22 protein-coding genes are annotated in these 21,359 nt (G+C 61.9%); 12 read left to right on the top strand and 10 right to left on the bottom strand.

Features of this window, described 5'->3' with window-relative positions:
- Positions 1 to 781, top strand: a 781-nt coding sequence (locus tag ACE3PP_RS08420; RefSeq protein WP_374380466.1) for a branched-chain amino acid aminotransferase, incomplete at its 5' end; no start/stop codon positions are given.
- 47 nt (positions 782 to 828) lie between these two features.
- Here the strand turns inward: ACE3PP_RS08420 and ACE3PP_RS08415 are convergent.
- The 3 genes from ACE3PP_RS08415 to ACE3PP_RS08405 form a co-directional block, all read right to left on the bottom strand.
- Positions 829 to 1,239, bottom strand: a complete 411-nt coding sequence (locus ACE3PP_RS08415; protein WP_374380463.1) for a tellurite resistance TerB family protein — start codon at positions 1,237 to 1,239, stop codon at positions 829 to 831.
- A gap of 101 nt (positions 1,240 to 1,340) precedes the next feature.
- Positions 1,341 to 4,115 (bottom strand): ATP-dependent DNA helicase, encoded by a 2,775-nt coding sequence (locus ACE3PP_RS08410; protein WP_374380460.1) that lies wholly within the window; start codon positions 4,113 to 4,115, stop codon positions 1,341 to 1,343.
- Positions 4,116 to 4,165: 50 nt separating this feature from the next.
- Positions 4,166 to 5,926: a putative bifunctional diguanylate cyclase/phosphodiesterase gene (locus ACE3PP_RS08405; RefSeq protein WP_374380458.1), complete on the bottom strand. Its 1,761-nt coding sequence runs from the start codon at positions 5,924 to 5,926 to the stop codon at positions 4,166 to 4,168.
- 334 nt (positions 5,927 to 6,260) lie between these two features.
- Between ACE3PP_RS08405 and ACE3PP_RS08400 the strand changes: the two genes are divergently transcribed.
- From ACE3PP_RS08400 to leuB, 7 genes are all read left to right on the top strand, one after another.
- Positions 6,261 to 6,758, top strand: coding sequence for a hypothetical protein (locus tag ACE3PP_RS08400; protein ID WP_374380455.1), 498 nt, complete (start codon positions 6,261 to 6,263; stop codon positions 6,756 to 6,758).
- Positions 6,759 to 6,800: 42 nt separating this feature from the next.
- On the top strand, positions 6,801 to 7,154 hold the full coding sequence (locus ACE3PP_RS08395; RefSeq protein WP_374380453.1) for a helix-turn-helix domain-containing protein: 354 nt from the start codon (positions 6,801 to 6,803) through the stop codon (positions 7,152 to 7,154).
- Between the two features lie 72 nt (positions 7,155 to 7,226).
- Positions 7,227 to 8,513, top strand: a complete 1,287-nt coding sequence (locus ACE3PP_RS08390) for an AmpG family muropeptide MFS transporter (protein WP_374380450.1) — start codon at positions 7,227 to 7,229, stop codon at positions 8,511 to 8,513.
- Positions 8,510 to 8,794 carry a SelT/SelW/SelH family protein gene (locus tag ACE3PP_RS08385; protein WP_374380447.1) on the top strand — a complete coding sequence of 95 codons (285 nt, stop codon included), beginning with the start codon at positions 8,510 to 8,512 and terminating at the stop codon, positions 8,792 to 8,794. The genes ACE3PP_RS08390 and ACE3PP_RS08385 overlap by 4 nt, the downstream gene beginning before the upstream one ends.
- A gap of 153 nt (positions 8,795 to 8,947) precedes the next feature.
- Positions 8,948 to 9,520 (top strand): histidine phosphatase family protein, encoded by a 573-nt coding sequence (locus tag ACE3PP_RS08380; RefSeq protein ID WP_374380444.1) that lies wholly within the window; start codon positions 8,948 to 8,950, stop codon positions 9,518 to 9,520.
- 230 nt (positions 9,521 to 9,750) lie between these two features.
- Entirely contained in the window at positions 9,751 to 10,362 is a 612-nt protein-coding gene (gene leuD / locus ACE3PP_RS08375) for a 3-isopropylmalate dehydratase small subunit (protein WP_374380441.1), read from the top strand.
- Positions 10,363 to 10,449: 87 nt separating this feature from the next.
- The gene (leuB, locus tag ACE3PP_RS08370) at positions 10,450 to 11,565 is read left to right on the top strand and encodes a 3-isopropylmalate dehydrogenase (RefSeq protein WP_374380439.1); all 1,116 of its coding nucleotides are present in this window, start codon (positions 10,450 to 10,452) and stop codon (positions 11,563 to 11,565) included.
- A gap of 12 nt (positions 11,566 to 11,577) precedes the next feature.
- Here the strand turns inward: leuB and ACE3PP_RS08365 are convergent, their stop codons facing one another.
- Positions 11,578 to 11,751: a hypothetical protein gene (locus ACE3PP_RS08365; RefSeq protein ID WP_374380436.1), complete on the bottom strand. Its 174-nt coding sequence runs from the start codon at positions 11,749 to 11,751 to the stop codon at positions 11,578 to 11,580.
- A 48-nt stretch (positions 11,752 to 11,799) separates the two neighbouring features.
- Here ACE3PP_RS08365 and ACE3PP_RS08360 point away from each other — a divergent pair, with 48 nt between their 5' ends.
- From ACE3PP_RS08360 to ACE3PP_RS08345, 4 genes are all read left to right on the top strand, one after another.
- Positions 11,800 to 12,681, top strand: coding sequence for a universal stress protein (locus ACE3PP_RS08360; protein WP_374380433.1), 882 nt, complete (start codon positions 11,800 to 11,802; stop codon positions 12,679 to 12,681).
- A 13-nt stretch (positions 12,682 to 12,694) separates the two neighbouring features.
- A complete protein-coding gene (locus ACE3PP_RS08355) occupies positions 12,695 to 12,997 on the top strand; it encodes a hypothetical protein (RefSeq protein WP_374380430.1) in 303 nt (100 codons plus the stop codon).
- A 386-nt stretch (positions 12,998 to 13,383) separates the two neighbouring features.
- Positions 13,384 to 14,412 (top strand): aspartate-semialdehyde dehydrogenase, encoded by a 1,029-nt coding sequence (locus ACE3PP_RS08350; protein ID WP_374380427.1) that lies wholly within the window; start codon positions 13,384 to 13,386, stop codon positions 14,410 to 14,412.
- 90 nt (positions 14,413 to 14,502) lie between these two features.
- Positions 14,503 to 14,967, top strand: coding sequence for an N-acetyltransferase family protein (locus ACE3PP_RS08345; protein ID WP_374380424.1), 465 nt, complete (start codon positions 14,503 to 14,505; stop codon positions 14,965 to 14,967).
- Here the strand turns inward: ACE3PP_RS08345 and ACE3PP_RS08340 are convergent.
- The 6 genes from ACE3PP_RS08340 to ACE3PP_RS08315 all read right to left on the bottom strand — a co-directional run bounded on the left by ACE3PP_RS08340 (position 14,964) and on the right by ACE3PP_RS08315 (position 21,266).
- Positions 14,964 to 15,437: a hypothetical protein gene (locus tag ACE3PP_RS08340; protein ID WP_374380421.1), complete on the bottom strand. Its 474-nt coding sequence runs from the start codon at positions 15,435 to 15,437 to the stop codon at positions 14,964 to 14,966. The two genes, ACE3PP_RS08345 and ACE3PP_RS08340, sit on opposite strands and share 4 nt — an antisense overlap.
- Before the next feature lie 22 nt (positions 15,438 to 15,459).
- Positions 15,460 to 16,365 (bottom strand): hypothetical protein, encoded by a 906-nt coding sequence (locus ACE3PP_RS08335; protein WP_374380418.1) that lies wholly within the window; start codon positions 16,363 to 16,365, stop codon positions 15,460 to 15,462.
- Positions 16,362 to 17,261: a hypothetical protein gene (locus ACE3PP_RS08330; protein WP_374380415.1), complete on the bottom strand. Its 900-nt coding sequence runs from the start codon at positions 17,259 to 17,261 to the stop codon at positions 16,362 to 16,364. The genes ACE3PP_RS08335 and ACE3PP_RS08330 overlap by 4 nt, the downstream gene beginning before the upstream one ends.
- A 5-nt stretch (positions 17,262 to 17,266) precedes the next feature.
- Positions 17,267 to 19,369 carry a hypothetical protein gene (locus ACE3PP_RS08325; RefSeq protein ID WP_374380412.1) on the bottom strand — a complete coding sequence of 701 codons (2,103 nt, stop codon included), beginning with the start codon at positions 19,367 to 19,369 and terminating at the stop codon, positions 17,267 to 17,269.
- 145 nt (positions 19,370 to 19,514) lie between these two features.
- Entirely contained in the window at positions 19,515 to 20,360 is an 846-nt protein-coding gene (gene pdxY, locus ACE3PP_RS08320) for a pyridoxal kinase (protein WP_374380409.1), read from the bottom strand.
- Between the two features lie 159 nt (positions 20,361 to 20,519).
- A complete protein-coding gene (locus ACE3PP_RS08315; RefSeq protein ID WP_374380406.1) occupies positions 20,520 to 21,266 on the bottom strand; it encodes an SDR family oxidoreductase in 747 nt (248 codons plus the stop codon).
- Positions 21,267 to 21,359: the final 93 nt, after the last annotated feature.

Below are 21,359 nucleotides of genomic sequence, written 5' to 3'. Positions count from 1 at the left end.
GACCTGGCTGATGGGCGGCATCTTCGATGGTGCGCGCGCCTTCGACGGCGTCATGCCCGATCTTGACCGGCATTGCCGCCGCGCCGTGCGCTCGGCCAGCAATGTCGGCCTGCGTTCGCCCCTTTCCGCCGGTGAGATCGAGGAGATCTGCCGCGACGGCATCGCGCGCTTCCCGCGCGGCAGCCATCTCTATATCCGCCCCTTCATGTGGTCAGAGGATGGCTGGATGGCGCCCGATCCCGCCTCGACGCGCATCTGCATCTCGGTCGTGCTGACGCCGCTGCCGGATCCGACCAAGGGCGGCAGCGTGATGATTTCGAAGTGGCGCCGACCCTCGCCGGAGATGGCGCCGACCGACGCCAAGGCCGTGTGCCTCTATGCGCAGGCCGGTCGCGCCTCGGGCGAAGCACGCGCCAAGGGCTTCGACGAGGCCGTCATGCTCGACCCGCTCGGCAATGTCGCCGAATTCGCCTCGGCCAATCTGTGGATCGTCAAGGACGGTGCCGCGATCACACCGGCAGCCAGCGGCTGCTTCCTCAACGGCATCACACGCCAGCGCCTCATCCGGCTCTTCAACGCCGCGAAGATCCCGGTCTATGAACGCGCGCTCAAACCGCAGGATATCTTGGAAGCGGACGAACTCTTCTCCAGCGGCAATTTCGGCAAGGTGATGCCGATGACGCAGATCGAGAACCGGAAGCTCGAAATCGGCCCGATCTGCCGCCGCGCCCGCGAACTCTATATGGACTTCGCCCACGGCGGCCTGCGCTCGGCCGCTTGAAAGTCGCCGCGGGGCAGCCTACACCGCGGGCTTTGACGACGATCCGATCAGACGGTGAGGTGACGCGCCCGCGCGCCGCGTTCAATGGCGGCGGCGACCAGCTTGCCGATCTTCAGCTCGAAGCGCAGCAGGTCGAGGAGGCGCGATTCCTCCTGCGTCACCGTGCTGTCTGCGGCAGCGACATCGCAGGCCAGTGCATAGGCCGTCTCGCGCAGCTTCTCCGGCAGGGTCTCGACAATCTTCTTGAGGACCGCATCGAGGCCTTCCTTGCCGTTGAGGAGGTCAACGCAGGAGGCCGCCGTCTTGGCGATCTTGGCTCGATCGAAATCACGGAACACCGGCAGGTGGCCGATCATGTCGCCGATCGACGTCATTTCGGCGTCGGACATGTCGCGGTCGGCCGCAGCCATCAGCACCATGGTGTAGATGAGGGCGGAATGGTGGCTTTGCACGGTCATGCGTCGTGGTCCTGTTCGGAAAAATGGCAAAATCGGGCGAACAATAGCGGCGCCGGGGCGACGGCTCAATCCCTCATCGCGGTCCTATTCGACGCAGCGTGTTAACGATTTGGGTCAAGAAAGCCGGCGGTGAGGTCGAGCGCCGCCTTGAGGCCGATCCGCTCCACCGTCACATCGTCCGGAAAGGCGGTGAGCAGGCGCGACGGCATCGCCTTGTCGAGCAGCACGAAGACACCGTGATCGTCGGCGCGGCGGATAAGGCGCCCGAAGGCCTGTTTGAGCTTCAGCCGCGTCAACTGGTCCTCATAGGCGGTGCCGCCGAAGGCCGATTTCCTGGCCCGGTGCAGCAGGTCCGGCCTTGGCCAGGGGACGCGGTCGAAGACGATGAGGCGTAGAGCATTGCCGGGCACGTCCACACCGTCGCGCACCGCATCGGTGCCGAGGAGACAGGCATCGACATCGCCGCGGAAAATATCAATGAGCGTCGCATTGTCCATCGCATCGACATGCTGGGCGAGGAGGTTGAGCCCCTGTTCCTCAAGGGCCGGTGCGATGCGCCGATGCACCTCGCGCAGGCGCTGAATGGCGGTGAAGAGGCCGAGCGCGCCGCCCCGCGCCGCCAGGAACAGGCTGCGATAGGCGGCAGCGACCTGCGCCATGTCGTCCTTGTCGAGATCGGTGATGATGAGGACACGCGTCTGGCGCGCATAGTCGAAGGGTGAGGGGACGCGCAGTCGATAGGCGGGAAGCGGCATGTGGTTGGTACCGGCGCGCGCCTCGGCCCCGGTCCAGGCGAGGTCCGAGCCGCTGCCGTCGGTCAACGTCGCCGACGTGATGACGATGCCATGCGCCTTCTTCATCACGATCTCGGCGAAGGGTTCGGTCGGATCGAGGAAATGGCGATACATGCCGACATCGAAATCGCGTCCGTCGCTGCGCTCGATGCCGAACCAATCGACATAAACCGGCCGGTCGCGGGTGGGATCCGGAATCTCGCCGCTGGCAAGGGCCTTCAGCATGGCGCGCCAGGCGCCCACTTCCATATCGCCACGCCGTTGCAGCCCACGCGCCATCGCGTCGATGCGCTGCCGCTCAGCGCTTTCCAGTCTGTCTGATTCATCATCGAGGCGGCGCATGAGCTTGGCCGCCAGCGCCAGCATCGGGTCCATGAGTGCCGCAAGTGCCCGGTCGAGGGCCACACTCGCCAGCGCCACGTCCGGCTCCAGCGGCGCGCAGGCGCATTCCAGACTGTAGCCGCTCTTGGGTGCCGCGGACCTTGAGAGAACCTGATGCCGCACGGCGTGCAGGAATTTTTCGGCCGCACCCAGCGGCTGATTGTCGGCAAGGCGCTGCTGCCAGCCTTCGCTCACCAGCCCGCGCGCCGCCTGCAGAACGGCGTCGAGCAGCGCCGGCATGTCGGCATCATCGAGCACCAGATCCTCCAGCCGCCGCTTCAAGCCCCGCGCGCGGGACGACCGGCCACCTTCGGCGCCCAGCAGCCAGCGGCGAAGGTCCGACATCTCCTGCCCCGTGAGATGTGCGCCGAACGCGCTGTCGGTGGCGCTGAAGAGATGATGGCCCTCATCGAACACATAGCGGGCGGGCAGGCGCTGCTCGTCCTGGCCCGCGCCCATCGCTGCCTGCATCATCACCAGCGCATGATTGGCGATAACGATCTCGGCCTTCTTGGCGCGGCGTGCCGAGCGTTCTATGAAGCAGCGCGTGTAGTGCGGGCAGGCGGCATAGATGCATTCGCCGCGCCGGTCGGCGAGTGCAAAGGTACGACCCTGGCCGACGAGGTCTGGGAGCCAGCCCGGAAAATCGCCACCCACCATGTCACCGTCGCGCGTCGCCATCGTCCAGCGCGCCACCAGGCCGAAGGCCACCGCATCGGCGGGCCGGCCAGAAAGCTGACCACCCATTTCAGCCAGGTTCAGGATGCACAGATAGTTTTCGCGGCCCTTGCGGATGACAACTTTCTGCGCCTTCTGCGCGGCATTGGGATAGAGGCGGTCCAGTTCGTGATCGATCTGGTGCTGCAGGTGCCGTGTATAGGTGCTGATCCAGACGGGACCCTGGTTGCGCTCGGCCCAGACACTCGACGGGGCGATATAGCCCAGGGTCTTGCCGACGCCAGTGCCGGCTTCGGCCAGCACGACATTGGGCGCATCCTCTTCCAGGCGCGGGCAGAAGGCGGGGGTGAGGCCGGCGGCGAAATCCGCCTGCGCCGCGCGCTGCTCCGCCTTCTCGCCGATGAGGTCCGCCAGGCGCCGCCGTGTTTCCTCTGCCGTGATGGGGAGGTGATCGGGCTCGGGTGGCGGCGCCCCGTCGCTCCATTCAGGGAGATCGTCCCAGATGCCGACACCGGGCGCCGCGTGCGTTTCCGCCTGAAAGTCGAGCGCGCGGAGGACGAAGGGACCCCAGGCCCAGCCGGCCCGGGCCATCGCCCAGGCAAGTCCCGTGACGCGGCGGCGTTGGCGGCTGATGACTGAAAGCTCGGTCAGCAACAGGCGCGCGCATTCATGCAGCAGCGACGCTTCGATGACCGGGTCGTGATGGGCTGGAACGTTGAGTCCCAGCGCCTCGGCAACGCCCTTGGGTGTCGGCAGCACGAAGCTTGCCGGCCGCACGAAGGCATAAAGTTCGAGCAGATCGAAGGCGAAAAAGCGCTCGACGCGCAGGCGCCTGGCGCTGGCCGGCGCATGCACCAGGATCGGCGCGCGGCTGCGGGCCGAAAGGCCTGCCGTGCCGTGGCTGACGCGCTGCACGGGCGCCTCGCGCCCATCCAGCCATACCGCACCGGCATGATAGGCGACCAGCGCCGGCAATTCGGCCAGCCTGATGGCACGCTGGCTAACTGTACCGGTTTCGTTCATCACGCCGCTTTATGGACCAGCGGCGAAACGGGATCAACTGGCGGGTTCGATCAGGCGGAAAGGATGCGCTCGCCGACGGCCCAGGGGCGGTCGAATTGCGGGCGGCCGTAATGATAGCCCTGCAGATACTGGACACCGGCATTGATGAGGACGCGGGCATCGGCCTCGTTCTCGACGAACTCGGCGACCGTTTCCAGGCCGAAGGTGCCAGCGAGGCCCATCAGATTGCGGATGAAGAGCTGCTGGTCGACATTGTTGGCGAGGTTGCGCACGAACGATCCGTCGATCTTCACCAGATCGACGGTGAGCGCCTTCAGATGCCGGAAGCTGGTGAAACCGGCGCCGAAATCGTCGATGGCGACGCGGCAGCCCACATCGCGGACCACGTTCACGAAGCGGGCCGATTCCTCGATGTCGTGCAGGGCCGCCGTCTCGGTGATCTCGACGATGAGGCGCGACGCGATGGCCGGTGTCGATTTCACCGCAGCGATGAGCGCACGCAGCCATGATTGGTCGGTGGCGGTGAGGCCGGAGATGTTGAGCGAAAGGACGGCACCAGGGTCCTTGCGCAACTCGTCGACCGTGAGGTCGAGAACGTAGCGATCGAGGAGGCGCGTCATGCCCAGCTGCTCGACCACGGGGATGAAGGCGCCGGCGGGCAGGATCTCGCCCTTGGGGTCCTTCATGCGCAGCAGGCACTCGTATTTCGAAACGGTGAGCGATTGGGCGTGGACGATCGGCTGGTAGGTGAAGATGAGGCGCTGTTCGCGCATCGCCTGCTGCACCTGGGCACCGATATCCATGGCGCGGCGATGGAGCAGGGTCTGCTGCTCCGACGGGCGATAGATATTGTAGCAGCAGCGTCCCGCCTTCTTGGCGTAGGTGAGGGACGATTCCGCCTTTGTCATCACTTCATAGGCCGTGTTGACCAGGCCCGGGAACAGGACGCAACCCACCGAGACGGTGATCGGAATGGACTGGCCGTTGATCTCGATCGCCTGCTCGCGCATCGTCTGGATGATGCGGTCCATGCAGGTGGTGATGCAATCCTCGGGGCAATTGGTGAGCAGCACGCCGAAGCGGTCGCCGCCCAAACGGCCGATGATGTCGGAGGCGCGCAAGGTGCGGTCGAGCCGCTGGCCGATCGCCACCAACACGGCGTCGCCGATCTCATAGCCATAGGCGTTGTTGACCATCGCGAGCTTGTCGACGCCGATCACCAGGAAGGCGCCGTCGACCTTGAAGCGGCGCGAGAAGGAAAGGGCATGCTCCAACTCGTCGCGCAGGCGCGCGCGGTTGAAGTGGCCGGTCAGCTCGTCGTAATTGGCGATGCGCTCAAGGCGCGCCTCGTTCTGCTTGCGCTGCGTGATGATGCGCATGACGCCGGACATGGCGACCGGCATGCCGTTCTGGTCGATCTCGACATGGCCGCGATCATGGACCCAGATGACGATGCCCTGGCCGTTGCGGATGCGATATTCGCAATCGTAATTGTCGCCCTGGCTGAAATGGTCCGAGAGTGCTTTGAGGCGCCGCGGCAGATCTTCCGGATGAATGCGGTTGTTGAAGCCGTGGCCGCTCGCGATGGCATGTTCGCCTTCGCCCAGGACTTCCTCGATCTCGCCCGCCCAGGAGAGGCGGTCGGAGAGAATGTCCCACTTATAGAGGATGTCGCCCGAAGCGATGATGGCGCTGCGAACCCAATCCGGCGCCCCTGGCGTCGCGGAATCGCCATTGCCGGCCTGCGCCAAGGACTCGCCCAGCTCCGACGTCAGGGAATTCAGGTCCTGCTCGTTCCTCAAAGCTGTCACGAGCGCTCCTCTGCCGCCGCAATCCGCTGTTCGTATTGGCCTTCACCGACCTTAACGGGGAGAGTCTAAATAAAGTCCTAAAAGCTGACTGATCGGCCATCTTTTGGGCCATCTCGACCTAATACGGGGAATATGTGCATCCGGTCCCGCGCCAGTGCCGGACTCTCCGCCTGATATGGTAAATAATTGGTAAATTTAGCTAATTTCCCCACAGAGTCGCACCATCGTGTGTCAAGATTCTCTAAGCTGGGCCTTGAAGCGCCTTGTCCCTCTCTCCAATTTATCTAAAATTCTATCTAATTAGAGACAAGGTTCCGGGAGAGGCGCGCGCTTCATGGCCGAGATCGGTCCCCTTCTTCTGCCGCCACCGGCCGCCATCAGCGGCCGCAGCGCCGTCGTTGCCAGTGCTGGCAGCGCGAAGGCGGGCGACCGTGAGAATGCGGCGGCCCAGCAGCGGACCGAGGCCGTCGGCGATGCCAGCGGCAATTCCGCCCGCGCCAAGCAATTCCGCTTCCGCGTCGTCGATGGCGGGCGCAGCGATACGCTGGGCAATGCCGAACTGCCCGCCACCAGCCGGCAGCAGACGGGCGCTGCCGACGAGGCGCAGCGTGGCGCCCAGGACCGCGACACGGCCGGCGGAAAATCCTCGTCTCTGCCGCTCGGTACCTTTTCCGCCCCCTTCCTTGCCCAGCTCATCGCGCAAGAGCAGCTGAAACCCGGCCTCTACGATCCGCCGGTGAAGCAGGCCGACCGTGCCTATCGCCAGGCCGGCGCTGAGCCGGCCCTGACGGACGACGCCACCGCCACCGCTCATTTCAAGATCGCCGTCTAAGCTTGCGGCCGCATTGTGGCAGCGCCTAAGCTGCCGCCCGCAATGACACCCTTTGGACAGAAACTGCGCGACCTCAGGCAGGCCCACGGCCGCCAGCTGAAGGATATGGCAAAGGCCCTCAAGGTCAGCTCCGCCTATCTCTCGGCGCTTGAACATGGTCATCGGGCCAGGCCCAAGACCGGCTTCGTCCAGCAGGTCGCAGCCTTTTTCAACCTCGCCTGGGAAGAAGTCGACGAATTGAAGGCGCTCGCTGACCTCTCCGATCCCAAGATCAGCATCGACACGGGCGGTCTCTCGCCGCTGGCGACCGAGCTTGCCAATCGCTTGGCGCACCGCATCGGCGATCTCGACGAGGCGACGTTGCGGCGTCTCAACGAGCAATTGAAGCTCAAGTAGCTTTCCTTCAGCATGCGGGCCGAAAGGCTTCCCCCGAGTCGGGGTCGCCGCGATTCAAGCGAAGGTCAGTGAATGAGCGTCGAGCGGCAGGCAAGTTGGGGCGAGGCCTTCTCGGTCTATTTCACGCGGCGCCAGCTCATCATCTTCGTCATGGGCTTTGCGAGCGGCATGCCGCTGCTGCTGACGCTCTCGACACTGTCCTATTGGCTCTCGACCGTCGGCGTCGACAAGACGACGATCGGCCTCTTCACCCTGGTTGGCGCGCCTTACACGTTCAAATTCGCCTGGTCGCCGGTGATCGACCAGGTGAAGTTGCCGATCCTCGGCCGGCTCGGTCGGCGCAAGAGCTGGCTGCTTTTCATCCAGATTCTCCTTGCCGCCGCCATCTTCGCAATGGGGCAAAGCGATCCGGTTGCCAATGCCGGCCTTACGGCTCTCCTTGCCATCATCGTCGCCTTCTTCTCGGCGAGCCAGGACATCGTCATCGACGCTTACCGCATCGAGATCCTGGGCCCGGAAGAGCAGGGCGCCGGCGCCGGCACGACCCAGGTCGGCTATCGCATCGGCCTGTTGCTGGCAGGGGCCGGTGCCACGGCTCTTTCCGACTATGTCGGCTGGCCGACCATCTTCGCGATCTTGGCCGCAGCGATGTTGCTTTGTGCGTTCAGCACATTGTTCGTGCCGGAGCCGAAGACAGCATCGGTCCGGACCCACAAATCCTATGCCGATCTCATCAACGACGCAGTGATCAAGCCCTTTGCCGATTTCATCGGCCGCAAGGGATGGGTGATCATTTTGCTCTTCATCCTGTTTTACAAATATGGGGATGCGTTCGGTGGCGCGATGGCCAATCCCTTCTATCACGAGCTCGGCTTCACGGGGACCGAGATTGCCGCCGTATCGAAGCTCTTCGGTATCATCGCGTCGCTGGTCGGCGGTGTTGTCGGTGGCGTCATCGTCGCGCGTTTCGGCTTGTTCAGGACCCTGTTGGTCGGCGGTATCCTGCAGGCCGTCACGAACCTGCTCTTTTCATATCTCGCGACGAAAGGTGCCGATATCTTCTGGCTGGCGATTGCGATCAGCGCCGATAATGTAGCGGGCGGCATCGCCTCGGCAGCGTTGGTCGCCTATCTGTCCGGGCTCTGCAACATCGCCTTCACGGCAACGCAATACGCGCTCTTCTCCTCCTTCATGGCGCAGGGGCGCACTATTCTTTCGGCCGGCAGCGGCTGGATGGCCGACCATACCGATTGGGCGAGTTTCTGGGCGCTGACCACTTTGATGGCGATCCCGGGCATTCTGTTGCTGCTGTGGATTTCGCGGCTCTATCCGCACGGCCTCGTGGCAAAAGAGAAATGACCAAGCCCGTTGTCACCATCACCTATTGCACGCAATGCCGCTGGCTGTTGCGCGCGGGTTGGACCGCGCAGGAACTGCTGGTGACGTTTGAAGAAGAGCTGGGCGGTGTGACGCTCATTCCCGGCACCGGCGGCATCTTCGAGGTGACGGTCGACGGCACGGCCGTCTGGTCGCGCAAAGCGGAAGGCCGTTTTCCGGAACTCAAGGAATTGAAGCAGCGCATCCGCGATATCGTCTCGCCGGAAAGACCGCTCGGTCACTCGGACGCGAAGAGTTCGTGACCAATCGGTGACCTGTCGCGCGGCTGACGTGATCGTGCGCATCGTTCCTCGAATTTTCATGTCGTTGCCCCATTTCCGCCCCGATTGAAGGCGAGTCTCCCCCGCATCACGAATCGCGTGATGGATATCGCTTACCAGGGAAGGGGAATTCCCATGCAGCTCCTCCGTCAGACCTTCTTCTTTCTGCGCCACGGCGAGACCGACTGGAACCGCATCGGCCTCGTGCAGGGCCAAGTCAACATGCCCTTGAACGGAACGGGCCTTGCCCAGGCTTTGGCCGCGCGCGAAACCTTGCGCGACCAGAATATCGGCACGATCTGCACCAGCCCCTTGGACCGCGCATCGCTTACCGCCGACATCATCGCCGCCGGCCTCCACGTGCCGGTCAAGGAGATCGACGCCCTGCGCGAATGCCGCTTCGGCGAACGTGAGGGCCATCCCAAGGGGGCTTGGTACGAAGCCTGGCGGAACGGCGAGACACCGCGCGGGGCCGAACGCTTCAGCCAGTTCATGGAACGGGCCCTCGACGGCATCAACGAGGCCCTTCGCAACCCAGGCCCGGTCCTCATCGTCGCCCACGGCGGCATCTATTGGGCGATCGAGCGTTTCGCGGGCCTTGCCCGGCGCGAACGCATCCCCAACGGCGTCCCGCTGTTCCATTGCCCGCCGCCCAAGCCGCTGCTGCCCTGGCAACGAGCGAAGATCGGCGGGTTTGCGGCGGCATAATATAATTAATACAATTACTTGGCGTCATCCCCGGGCTTGACCCGGGGATCTTGATCGACTGGATCGGGCGCCCGTTGCTTGCACACCGATCCCCGGGTCAAGCCCGGGGATGACGGCATAGGGAAGGCGATATCGCCCGCCCCAATCTTGCACCCGCCTCCCCCACGTGACATAACACCCGCCGCCCGTTCCGGGCGCTTCCCGGAACCCACGGAACAAGTTGGCGGAACATGGAAAAATTCACCAAGTTGAGCGGGATTGCGGCGCCTCTGCCGATCCGCAATGTCGACACCGACATGATCATCCCGAAGCAGTTTCTGAAGACGATCAAGCGCACGGGTCTGGGCAAGAACCTGTTCGACGAAATGCGCTATACGCCGGATGGAAAAGAGATCCCGGATTTCGTCCTCAACAAGCCGCAATACCGCAAGGCGCAGATCCTGGTCGCCGGCGACAATTTCGGCTGCGGCTCCTCGCGCGAGCATGCGCCGTGGGCGCTCGCCGATTTCGGCATCCGCTGCATCATTTCGACGAGCTTTGCCGACATCTTCTATAACAACTGCTTCAAGAACGGCATCCTGCCGATCAAGGTCAGCAAGGAAGACGTGGCCAAGTTGATGGACGACGCCGAGCGCGGCGCCAACGCGGTCATCTCGGTCGATCTCGAGACGCAGGAAATCAAGGGCCCCGATGGCGGCACGATCAAGTTCGAGGTCGATGCCTTCCGCAAGCACTGCCTCTTGAACGGCCTCGACGATATCGGCCTCACCTTGCAGAAGAAGGATGCGATGGATTCCTTCGAAGCGAAGAACAAGCTCAGCCAACCCTGGCTGTGGAACTGATCATTTAGCCCCCTCTCCTGCAGCAGGAGAGGGGTTTCTTATTGAACACGGCGCGGCTCTTCCGCTGTCCGATCCAGAGAAGCAGACATGTCCAGCAATTCGAAGAAGATCCTGATCCTGGCCGGCGACGGCATCGGTCCCGAAGTCATGGGTGAAGTGAAGCGCGTGCTCGGTTGGTTCGAGAAGCGCCGCGGCACCGGTTTCGAGACCGAAGACGGTCTTGTCGGCGGCTGCTCGTTCGACAAGCACGGCACGCCTTTGACCGACGCCACCATGCAGAAGGCGATTGACGCCGATGCGGTGCTGCTCGGTGCCGTCGGTGGTCCGAAGTGGGACAATCTCCCTTTCAAGGACAAGCCGGAGCGCGGCCTGCTGCGCCTCCGCAAGGACATGGAGTTGTTCGCGAACCTGCGCCCGGCGCTGGTCTTCGACGCGCTCGCCGAAGCATCGTCGCTGAAGACGGAACTCGTCAAAGGGCTCGACATCATGATCGTGCGCGAGCTGACGGGCGGCGTCTATTTCGGCAGCCCCCGCGGCATCGAAACGCTGCCCAACGGTGAGCGTCGCGGTATCAACACCCAGGTCTATACGACCAGCGAAATCCACCGCGTGGCGCGCGTCGCCTTCGAACTTGCCCGCAAGCGGTCGAACAAGCTTTGCTCGGTCGAAAAGGCCAATGTGATGGAGAGCGGCCTGCTGTGGCGCGAGGAAGTGCAGAAGCTGGGCGATGCGGACTATAAGGACGTGCAGCTCAGCCACATGTACGCCGACAATTGCGCGATGCAGCTGGTGCGCCAGCCCAAGCAGTTCGACGTCATCGTCACCGACAATCTGTTCGGCGATCTCCTCTCCGATTGCGCGGCGATGCTCACCGGTTCGCTCGGCATGCTGCCCTCCGCGAGCCTCGGTGCGGCCGATGCCGGTGGCAAGCGCAAGGCACTCTACGAGCCGGTGCATGGCTCGGCGCCGGACATTGCCGGCCAGGGCAAGGCCAACCCGCTCGCTTGCCTGCTCTCGCTTTCGATGATGCTGCGCTATTCCTTCGACCAGGGGGCGGATGCCGACCTCCTCGACAAGGCCGCCAGCAACGTTGTCGCCAAGGGCTTCCGCACCGGCGACATCATGGCGCCGGGCTGCACCTTGGTCGGGACGCAGCAGATGGGCGAAGAGATCCTCAAGGAACTCGACCGGCTCGCTGCCTGAGGGCAAGGCCGATCAATGTGGCAACTGAGCGCCGGCATTCGACAGGATGCCGGCGTTTTCGTTTCCTGCTTGCATCGGCCCCGCGCGGCGCGCCATCATCTTGGCAAGACGCAACGCCCGCACCATCTTGAGGGTTGAAAAGAGACGGCATGGCGATTGATTTCGATCAATCTCCGCACCCATCATCGCCGTCAATCTAGCACTGAGACGTATCAGACACCGGGAGTCATCATCATGGCCATTCGTCATATTCTTGTGCCGCTGTTCGGTTACGACGGCGACCGCACGTCGCTCGACGCGGCACTCTCCGTCGCCAAGCGCCACGGCGCCCATATCGCCGTGCTGCATGTCGAGACCGATCCCCTGGAACAGACGCCGCTCATGGTGGATGTCGGGGTCGCCATTACCGAACTGGTCGAAGCGGCCGAACGCCACGCCCAGCACCGCGCCAAGAATGCGGCGAAGACTTTTGCCGATTGGCAGGCCGCGACCGGCATTCCCATCGACGCCGCGCCCAGCGTGCATCCGGCCGTGACCACCGCCTATCAGAACATCAAGGGCAATGAGGAAGACCTCATCAGCCGCTTCGGCCGCCTGACCGATCTCGTGGTTCTCGCCCGCCCGAAGAAGAACGAAGCCGCCGATCTCATCGCCGTGCGTATCGAGGATGTGCTGTTCGGCGCCGGGCGCCCGGTGCTGCTGGTTCCCAACGGCATCTCGGCCGATGCGCTCGCCCATCTCGAAGACGGCCCGGCACTGGTTGCCTGGAACGGGTCGATCGAAGCGACCCGCGCCGTCACCGCCGGCCTCGACCTCATCAAGGCGATGGGCAAGGTCCGCGTCGTCTCGGTCAAGGAAGGCAAGCGCGATGCGCACCCGGCCGGCGATCTCACCCATTTCCTGGCTTGGCACGGTGTTTCCGCCAGTGTCGGCGAGGTGCCGGCCGAGGCCACCAAGGCCACGGCCGACCACTTCCTCAACGCCGCGCGCGAGGCCAAGGCAACGCTTATCGTCATGGGTGCCTATAGCCACGGGCGCCTCCGGCAGCTAGTCTTGGGCGGTGTCACCAGCCACATGATCGATGCCGCTGACCTACCGGTCCTGATGGCGCACTGAACGACGAGGGCAAATGGGGGCGATTGGTAATGCCGTCCTGTTGACGATCGTGCTGCTGGCGGGCTTCAGCCTGCCGGCGGCGGCCAATTGCCCCTGCCCCAAATCCCAGATGATTGAGCTTTACGGCTCGGTGTCCATGTACCCGAAGCAATTGCCGGGGCCGCGCCTGCAGCAGCCCAAGCGTGAAATTCACAAGCCCGTGGTGCCGGTGACGACCCTGCCCAGCATGGCGGATGTGGCGAAGGCGATGCCGACCCCGGCCCTCGACCGGATGGCCAATCCGCTGCTCTGGGACCCGGTTTTCATTCGGCAATAAAGTTGCGCCAGGGTTTCCGGCGATTCGCCTGCGGCGGAAATTCCCTCGACAAGCCCCAAGAACCGGGTATAAAGGGCGCCGTTTCGACGGTTTGACCGTCATTTTGTAGGATCGATGGCGATGCGCATGAGTGCGGATCATAAGCGGGTGACGGGGTCGGCTCTGCCGGCTGGCCGTATCGCTTGCGCCATCGCCACCACCAAAACCGCCACTAAGACCACCGGCAAAACCACCGGGGTTTAAACGCGGCCATTGGGTTTCCATCCCAGAACCAAGAGGCCGCATCAAGATGCGGCCTTTTTGTTTTGGGCATTTTTTAATCGGTCTTCCCGTAACCAAGGTCGGGTGCGGGGAGCCCCAGTCGTGAAGAGAGAAGTGAGGATATCATGGGTTATCGCGTAGCCGTGGTCGGCGCCACGGGCAATGTCGGTCGGGAAATGCTGCAGATCCTGGCCGAACGTCAGTTCCCGGTTTCGGAAGTCATTCCGCTCGCCTCCGAGCGCTCGGCCGGTTCCGAAATCTCCTTCGGAGAGGACGACGTCCTCAAGGTGCGCGCGCTCGAGAAGTTCGACTTCAAGGGCACCGATATCGTCCTCTCCTCGGCCGGCGCCAAGGTCTCGGCCGCGTTCGCGCCGCGCGCCGCTTCGGCGGGTGCGGTCATCATCGACAATACCAGCCATTTCCGCATGGACCCGGACGTGCCGCTGGTGGTGCCGGAAGTGAACCCGCAGGCGATCGCCGGCTACACCAAGAAGAACATTATCGCCAACCCGAACTGCTCGACCATCCAGATGGTCGTGGCGCTGAAGCCGCTGCATGATGTCGCCAAGATCAACCGCGTCGTCGTCTCGACCTATCAGTCGGTCTCGGGCGCGGGCAAGGAAGGCATGGACGAGCTCTTCAACCAGACGCGCGGCGTCTACATGAACCAGGCGCTGGAACGCACCAAGTTCACCAAGCAGATCGCCTTCAACGTCATTCCGCATATCGACGTCTTCATGCAGGACGGCTTCACCAAGGAAGAGTGGAAGATGACGGTCGAGACCAAGAAGATCCTCGATCCCTCCATCAACGTGGTGGCGACTTGCGTCCGCGTGCCGGTCTTCATCGGCCATTCGGAAGCGGTCAACATCGAATTCGACCGCGACATTTCGGTCGAAGAAGTGCGCGCCGCCCTGCGCGCAGCACCCGGTGTCACCGTCGTCGATCACCGCGCCGATGAAGGCTATGTGACGCCGCTCGAAGTGGCCGGCGAAGACGATGTCTATGTCAGCCGCATCCGCAAGGATCCGACCGTGAAGCATGGCATCACCATGTGGATCGTCGGCGACAATCTGCGCAAGGGCGCGGCCCTCAATGCCGTGCAGATCGCCGAGGTTCTGGCGCAGAACTATCTGAAGCGCGAAGCGGCTTAACGCCTCTTCAACTTCTCTTCTCTCTCTTCCACCCTTCCCCTGATCTTCAGGGGAAGGGTCGGGGAGGGGGCCTCAAATTCTGAAACTTCCATGTCCGTCACTTTACGCCCCGCAACCGCGCGCGATCACGCTGCCTTGCGCGCCCTCGATGATCGCCTGATCGCGGAAGCGAGCCTCCCCGGCGCCACACGCGAAGATTTCCAGCGCTTCCAGCGCCGCTTCACCGACACGGCCCTTGCCGACACCGACCCGAAAAGCCGCCTCGTCGTGGCGGAAAATGCGAGCGGCGAAATCCTCGGCTACGCCCATATGAAGCCCATCCACGACGACGTGCTCGATGTCGAAACCGGCTATCTCAGCATCATCGCCGTCACCGAAAGTGCAAGCGGCCAAGGCATCGGGCGCCAACTGATGCAAGCCGCCGAAGCCTGGGCGCGGGAGCAAGGCTATCCGTCACTGCTGCTCGATGTGTTCGCAAGCAATGAAACGGCGCGAACCTTCTATGAAAAGGCGGGATTCATCGAAGACAGCATCAGGCTGCGCCGCCCGTGTTAGCGTTCCAGCAGTTTCCGACAGAAGGTTGCCATCATGTGGACGATGGTCTGGACCATCAGAATCAGGACGAAGAAAATGCCGGCACTGTGCAAAAGGAGACTGACGGTCTCCCTGGCTTCTTGACCGTGACGCCAAGCGGCGTAAGCGGCAACAGCGCCGATCGCAAGGGCCGCGCCGGCGCTTCCGGTCAGCGCCCAACCAAGCGATCTCCGTGGACGATTGCTCATTGTCTGTCGTCGGCGAAACCTAGCCCAGACCAGAAGCAGCATCTCAATGACGAGCGGCAAGCCCAGAAGCATCATCATGTTCAGGGCGAAGAACAGCGTCGTGTAGCGCCAGTCAAGTTCGTTTGAGTCTAGGTCGATGAACTCTCCTTGCGGGTTATGCAGGGTGCCCAAATGGAACAGGAAAAGGCTCAGCAAGAAGCTGATCGTCAGATAGACACGAACTCTCGTCGATGCATGCTTCATGGCTGCAGCTCTCGCTATTGGATCAATCTGGTCCAATTGAGGACGGTAATCTCCTGCTGCCGTCCGCCCGGATGCGGGCCATCAGTTCCGGTCGCTTGAGCGTTTTGATGGATTGTGGGTCTGTCTTCGGTAGACATGGCAAACCCGCCTCGAGACGACACTTTTTGACCAGCTTGGGGTGCGGTCCCATGAACTCGACGCGTCGTCCCGCATAGCCGCTCGGGCCAGTATAGAGATTATCTTCAAGCGCTATGCGTTGCAGCCAGCGGAGGCTCGTGGGTCGAGACGGGAATGCATACAATGGCTCTCCCGTTAGAACATCGTAAGTCGCCTCGACGCTGGTCGTCAGGCCGCGCATGCAAAGCCTGACGTTACGAATGAAGTCTTGGCAATCTACATCGTCGGCGTCGTAGAGGAACTCGACACTACTTCTGCTTCGAACGCCACTGAAGTAGCGAATTTCCGGGACAAGGCTCACGTCAATCCCCGCGATCTCGGCTATTACTTGTCTGTTGGCTGAAACGATTTGTCTCCCAACGGAGCCGCCTAAATACATGGTCCGGCCGTATCGGCGATAACCAGCGACATCGTCTTCGTAAGCATGCCGTTTTCTTCCACCAATAAGCCGCTCCGGATCGCCACTGGAAAAATCTTCCGGCCATGGCACGCGCAAGGCCAGACCAAAAGGCCGTACGCCTTCCGCAACCCACGGATCGGCTACGAAACTCAAGAAGTCCTTGTAGAATCTCGCCGGCATCGTCGCGTAGCGCGGTTCACGATGATCTGGAAAGTGAAACGCGCGCGCAAACAAAACTAACTCAGGATAGATGACGCGCAATCGCTCGATGATCTCGTGGAAATCGTCATCAAGCAGGCAGGGCGCCAAGTCCTGCCAACGCATGCGCAGATGGGGATTGCTGTAGGTCACTCGAAATCGAGTGGATTGTCGATGGTCGCCATTGCCTTCTTGATATGTGCTTTCCGCGGGCCGATGGCGCTGAAGCGGGTAAAGTCTTTGTTGGGGGAGATACCGACATAGCGGCGCGTGCCGTCGATGGCATGCTTCAGTGCGTTAAAGCCATACCGACGCTCGTAGCTCTTTCCTTTATTGTCCCAGAGTTCTCCGGTGAGGATATCATGCAGCCCATAGATATCAGTCGTGTTCTGTCGCCAAATATGTTTGACCGATTCGACGAAGTAGATGTCATCCGGTTCACTCTTCTGATAACCACATTGCAAAGACATGTTGTTACCTTCTCGAAAGCACCAGATTTCAGGCAATAGATCAGCTATACGACGGCCATCAGCCAACTGCCGAGTTCCCCAATACGGGTCGCCATTCCAGGTCTTGATATCTTGAAAACGCGCGTATCCGTCAAAGCGGATGTCGATATGCACGACCCTTCCAATCTTGCGATGCGCCGACCAACGCGACAGTGTGGTGTCCGCAGCAACCCGGCCAGCGAGGATATTTGGCTCCCTGCTTTCAAATTCATCAGCCCAGGGCCACCGAATCGTCACGCGTCGTTTGCGCACATGTGTCTTGTCTAAAGCGCATTCGACAATGCTTTTGTAGATAGGCACTACGGCCAAGGCGGGCGGTGCATATTTGGGATCGCGATTGTTGTAGCAGGCGGGGAAAATGACGGCCTCCGGAAACTGCGTAAGGACAGCCTTTCCAATCCGGTCCAGATCCGCCCAGTTCAAATAGGCGGTTTGGAGGTAGGCATGATCACCGATGAACTTTGGCTCCGACGCAATATCAGCAGCTACCCGCTGTCGCTGCCACGCGTGACTATCCAAATCTCTCACTGGAACGGCCATATTCGTTACTCCTTGCCCGGCCACGGGTGCTTTGACTCAGGGTCGAGGTAGACATCGGCTTCTAGAGGCTCATCGCAGTCCAGAAAGCTATCTACCCACTCCTTTGCGGCAGCTTCCCATTCATCATCGCTCATGTCCTTTCCCTTGGGAACGGTACCGATTCTTCCTTCATATTCCTCAAGCTTCTGGCTGTCGGGTAGCGTTTCATTTATGCTCAATCGAATAAGGCGGTTTAACCTGAGGCCTTCTGCAGCTATCCGCTCAGCTTTGGTCATTGAACCGTTCTTGAGAACATCGACCGTGTTGATGTCGATGATATAGGTTCTTCCGAACCAACTAACCTTGAAACTCAAATCGGCTCTGCGCGCGCCGCGTACTCCGCTCTCCCCTTGCGGTACAAAGCGCTCTTTTGCTCTCTTGGAGATTTCATCTTCTATCTTTCCACCCCATTCAAAGCTCTCCTCCATGCCGCACTCGATCAGCTTGTCGCGCACCATTCTCTTGAGCTTATCAATTCGATCCTGAGTCTGCTCGTTGCCGCGTGGATCGGTAAGATAGATAGGCAGTCCGAATAGTTCTATTTCGCTAACGGTGCCTGATGTCAGGACATCTGCCTTCTGATCCGAAGACATCGGGGTCGGAAGTGACCGATCGAATGTGGAGGCCTGACTCGAGAAGACAGTATTGATCTGCTGCACATCTGTCGCGCTGAGCCTTTGCAAGATATCCGACGAGGAAGGCATATACGAGATCGACGCCTTCCCGTGCACCAACGCGCCGTCTTCGCTTTCATATGGAGAGAATAGATTGGGTGCAGCATCCTCTTCGGCCTGTTTCTTGGCAATCTCCGGCGCGGTTTTGCCAAGGGCATACGCAGCGGCGACTGGAGCTGCCATTGCGAGAGCAAGGTTTAGATTTCTAGGGGCCTTGGCGACGGCCGAAATGGCTTGGCTGGGTCCAAGATACTTGACGCGACCCCATTCCATCGTGCTTCCAACCAGTGCTTGCGCCAATTGTACATTCTGGCTTTGAACGATCTGGTGGAATGGAACCGAACTCCCCTCCGTACCTGACAGTGAAGCTGAACGTCTGATTGCCTTTGCGACTTCACGTGCATAATCGAGGTTCGCATTTGCCGGATTGAACTCGATCCCAACCCGCGCAAATGCATCTTTGATGCGAGATAGTAGAGGCACGTCGGCTTCAGTTGGCTTCGCGCCTGTTTGGGCCCGCTCTATAGCGGATATGACTGCGTCGACCTGATTTGCAGCAGCGGTAATCCGGGACCGGGCGTTTTCATTGAAGCGGTTTTCCATTTCCGCCGCGTCGGGTCCGTCAGAAATCGAGCCTTGGTCTAAGTTGCCGCCTTGCGTGTTCTGCTGCACCACCGCCCCGAGGTTCGCACGGTAATCGTCATTTGCAAGCGCGGGCTCGTTTTCCACAGCCTTAATTTCTCCCTTCGCACGCGTCGCCTCATTGGCCTTGTAGATCCACCCATCGTCGAAGCCTTGGTAAAAGATGGGCAGGCCGCTGATCTCCGACGTATCACCGGGGAGCGTCTTGGTGATTTGGGCCTTGAAGCGCTCCTGTTCCTTCATCGGCAAGGGATCACCGAGATGGGCTTTGTCGGGATCGATGCCCGATTGTGCGTAATGGTGCAGGAGTGCTGCATGTTCCTTGGCGGCGCTCACATCATTGGCGGGGCGACGAAAATGCGGCGTGCCAAAAGGGTGCTTGAGCGGCACTTCGGCGATATCGACGATGTCTTCGATCTTCGGTCCCGTAACTTTGGGGTCCGCGATCCCGCGCCGTTCGGCGATGTAGCTGTCGGTGATGGCCTGCGTTTGTTTTGCGGTCGCAGTGACGGAAGGTGACCAATTGTAGAGCTTGCCATCGACCTCAAACTGATTGTCGCGGGGCTTTTGGCCGGTCGCCTGATAGGTCATCTGCTCGGCCTGGGGCGCCGGGTGCGCCTCAGTCCAGCGCGCCGGGTTGATGCCCTGGTTGTGCAGGTGCTGGGCGAACTTCTTCTTTTCTTCCAGAGCCTCGGACTTGGAATCGGATGGGGAGGGGAGAATGTCGAGACGTTTGGCGACGGGCGGACGCATGGGGAGGGCCTCCTTGGATTTACGTAATTACGCATAATACAGCACATCACGCATCTTTGGAAGTGGAAAGTTCTATCTTTGTTCCTTTTCTGGTTGCAGGCAAGCCATTGCGAATTTCATTGGAAAAACAAAGATTAAAGAGGGATCAGCGCCCCAGTGCCGCCGACCACTTGTCCTGGGTCTCGATGATCCGGAGTTCGTCGGAATTCGTGGCGGCGGTCTCGCCGACGATGTGGCTCATGCCCAGCACCGCGGCGTCGATGGCGGCTTTGAGATCCTGGTCGCGCATGTAGCGGGCGGTGAAGAGGGCGGCGAAGGCGTCGCCCGTGCCGGAGGCGAAGAGCGGCAGGCGGCGCGTCACCGCCATCGAAATCGTGCCTTGATCGCCCGGCGATTTCCGCGCCAGCGCGATGACGGCGAGTTCTTCCGGATGGTCGGGGTCGGGTATGCCGGTGCCGATGATGGCGCGGGCCTGCGTGCGCTTGGCGAGCGCGTGCAGCGCCTCCACCGCCTGCGCGCGGGAGTTCACTTCCTGGCCCGTCAAATGCCCCAGCTCATAGACATTGGGCGAGAGCACATCGGCGATGGGGACGAGGATGGTGGAAAGGGCGAGGGCCAGTTCCGGCTTCACATACATGGCGCCCTGGTCGCCGATCACCGGATCGAAGATGTAGAGCGCGCGCGGGTTCAGGGCCTTCACCTCCGCCACCACTTCGGCAACTAAGGCGGCCGTCTCCGGCGCCCCCAGATAGCCGGTGAGGATCGCATTGGCTTTCCCCAGTACGCCGAGCTGCCGCACCCCGTCGATGAGCTCGCGCACCTGCGCTGCATCAAGGACGCGCCCCGTCACCGTCTTGTGGGCGAGGTGATTGGAGAACAGCACCGTCGGCGCTGCCCAGACCGGATGCCCCATCCGCTCCAGGATGAAGCGCGAGGCCTGGTGGCCGACATGGCCGTAAACGACCTCCGACTGGATGGAAAGGATGGGCATGATGCGGCAATCTTCTCGACGTTTGGACAGGCAAAACCTTTGGACAGGCAGAACCGGGCCAGAGCCTAGGGAAACCGCCCGGCCCCCGCAACGCCGATCATGTCTCGATACGGTCCCCAGAGACCTTCCCCAGAGACCGTCTCCTGAGCCCGTCCGGTCCTAGCGCCCGCCGCTCACGTCGATAAGCGCCCCGGTGACGTAGGAGGATTGGTCCGAGAGCAGCCACAGGATCGCGTCGGCGATCTCCTCCGCCCGGCCGGGCCGCGCCATCGGCACGTTGACGGCCAGGCGAAAGGCGCGGCCGGGATCGCCGCCGCTCGCATGGATCTCGGTATCGATGAGGCCGGGGCGGATGGCGTTGACGCGGATGCCGGCCGGCGCCAGTTCCTTGGAAAGGCCGATGGTCATCACATCGACCGCCCCCTTGGAGCCCGCATAATCGACATATTCGTTGGGCGAACCCAGCCGCGAGGCGACCGAGGAGATATTGACCAGCGACCCGCCGGCATGGCCCCGGTCGGTGCCCATGCGCCGCGCCGCCTCGCGCGCCACCAGAAAGGCGCCGGTCACGTTGACGGCGAACATGCGCGTCAATCGCTCGACGCTCATGTCGGCGACCTTCGAGGCCGGCGCCACGATGCCCGCATTGTTGACGACGCCATTCAAGGGGCCGAAGGCCTTCTCGCTCGCGTCGAACATGGCGATGACATCGCTTTCAACCGAGACATCGCCCTTGATGGCGATGGCCTTGCCGCCCGCCGCCTCGACCGCCTTCACCGTTTCGGCAGCAGCCTTTTCATTGCCGGCATAATTGACGCCGACCGACCAGCCGCGCTTGCCGCATTCTATGGCAGCCGCCCGCCCGATGCCGCGCGACGCGCCGGTGATGAGGATGTGGCGGGTCATCTTGCCTCCGCTGCCTGCTTTGCTCAGCTTGTTTGCACTGCGGCAGAGCCTATGCGATATGCTGGGACCTGACTAGGGCCGACGCCTTTCATG

Origin of the sequence: Dongia sp. (assembly GCF_041910485.1) — a bacterium.
GTDB lineage: Bacteria > Pseudomonadota > Alphaproteobacteria > Dongiales > Dongiaceae > Dongia.
Note: the sequence above shows the minus strand (reverse complement) of the source record. Positions and strands in the feature narration are given on the sequence as shown.

Bases quoted from the DNA above. Each gene is read 5' to 3' on its own strand.
- leuB (WP_374380439.1), top strand. From the start codon at position 10,450: ATGTCCAGCAATTCGAAGAAGATCCTGATCCTGGCCGGCGACGGCATC.
- ACE3PP_RS08330 (WP_374380415.1), bottom strand. From the start codon at position 17,261: ATGGCCGTTCCAGTGAGAGATTTGGATAGTCACGCGTGGCAGCGACAG.
- leuD (WP_374380441.1), top strand. From the start codon at position 9,751: ATGGAAAAATTCACCAAGTTGAGCGGGATTGCGGCGCCTCTGCCGATC.
- ACE3PP_RS08415 (WP_374380463.1), bottom strand. From the start codon at position 1,239: ATGACCGTGCAAAGCCACCATTCCGCCCTCATCTACACCATGGTGCTG.
- ACE3PP_RS08345 (WP_374380424.1), top strand. From the start codon at position 14,503: ATGTCCGTCACTTTACGCCCCGCAACCGCGCGCGATCACGCTGCCTTG.
- ACE3PP_RS08365 (WP_374380436.1), bottom strand. From the start codon at position 11,751: ATGATGGGTGCGGAGATTGATCGAAATCAATCGCCATGCCGTCTCTTT.
- ACE3PP_RS08400 (WP_374380455.1), top strand. From the start codon at position 6,261: ATGGCCGAGATCGGTCCCCTTCTTCTGCCGCCACCGGCCGCCATCAGC.
- ACE3PP_RS08355 (WP_374380430.1), top strand. From the start codon at position 12,695: ATGGGGGCGATTGGTAATGCCGTCCTGTTGACGATCGTGCTGCTGGCG.
- ACE3PP_RS08385 (WP_374380447.1), top strand. From the start codon at position 8,510: ATGACCAAGCCCGTTGTCACCATCACCTATTGCACGCAATGCCGCTGG.
- ACE3PP_RS08340 (WP_374380421.1), bottom strand. From the start codon at position 15,437: ATGAAGCATGCATCGACGAGAGTTCGTGTCTATCTGACGATCAGCTTC.
- ACE3PP_RS08315 (WP_374380406.1), bottom strand. From the start codon at position 21,266: ATGACCCGCCACATCCTCATCACCGGCGCGTCGCGCGGCATCGGGCGG.
- ACE3PP_RS08395 (WP_374380453.1), top strand. From the start codon at position 6,801: ATGACACCCTTTGGACAGAAACTGCGCGACCTCAGGCAGGCCCACGGC.
- ACE3PP_RS08325 (WP_374380412.1), bottom strand. From the start codon at position 19,369: ATGCGTCCGCCCGTCGCCAAACGTCTCGACATTCTCCCCTCCCCATCC.
- ACE3PP_RS08380 (WP_374380444.1), top strand. From the start codon at position 8,948: ATGCAGCTCCTCCGTCAGACCTTCTTCTTTCTGCGCCACGGCGAGACC.
- ACE3PP_RS08360 (WP_374380433.1), top strand. From the start codon at position 11,800: ATGGCCATTCGTCATATTCTTGTGCCGCTGTTCGGTTACGACGGCGAC.
- ACE3PP_RS08390 (WP_374380450.1), top strand. From the start codon at position 7,227: ATGAGCGTCGAGCGGCAGGCAAGTTGGGGCGAGGCCTTCTCGGTCTAT.
- pdxY (WP_374380409.1), bottom strand. From the start codon at position 20,360: ATGCCCATCCTTTCCATCCAGTCGGAGGTCGTTTACGGCCATGTCGGC.
- ACE3PP_RS08350 (WP_374380427.1), top strand. From the start codon at position 13,384: ATGGGTTATCGCGTAGCCGTGGTCGGCGCCACGGGCAATGTCGGTCGG.
- ACE3PP_RS08410 (WP_374380460.1), bottom strand. From the start codon at position 4,115: ATGAACGAAACCGGTACAGTTAGCCAGCGTGCCATCAGGCTGGCCGAA.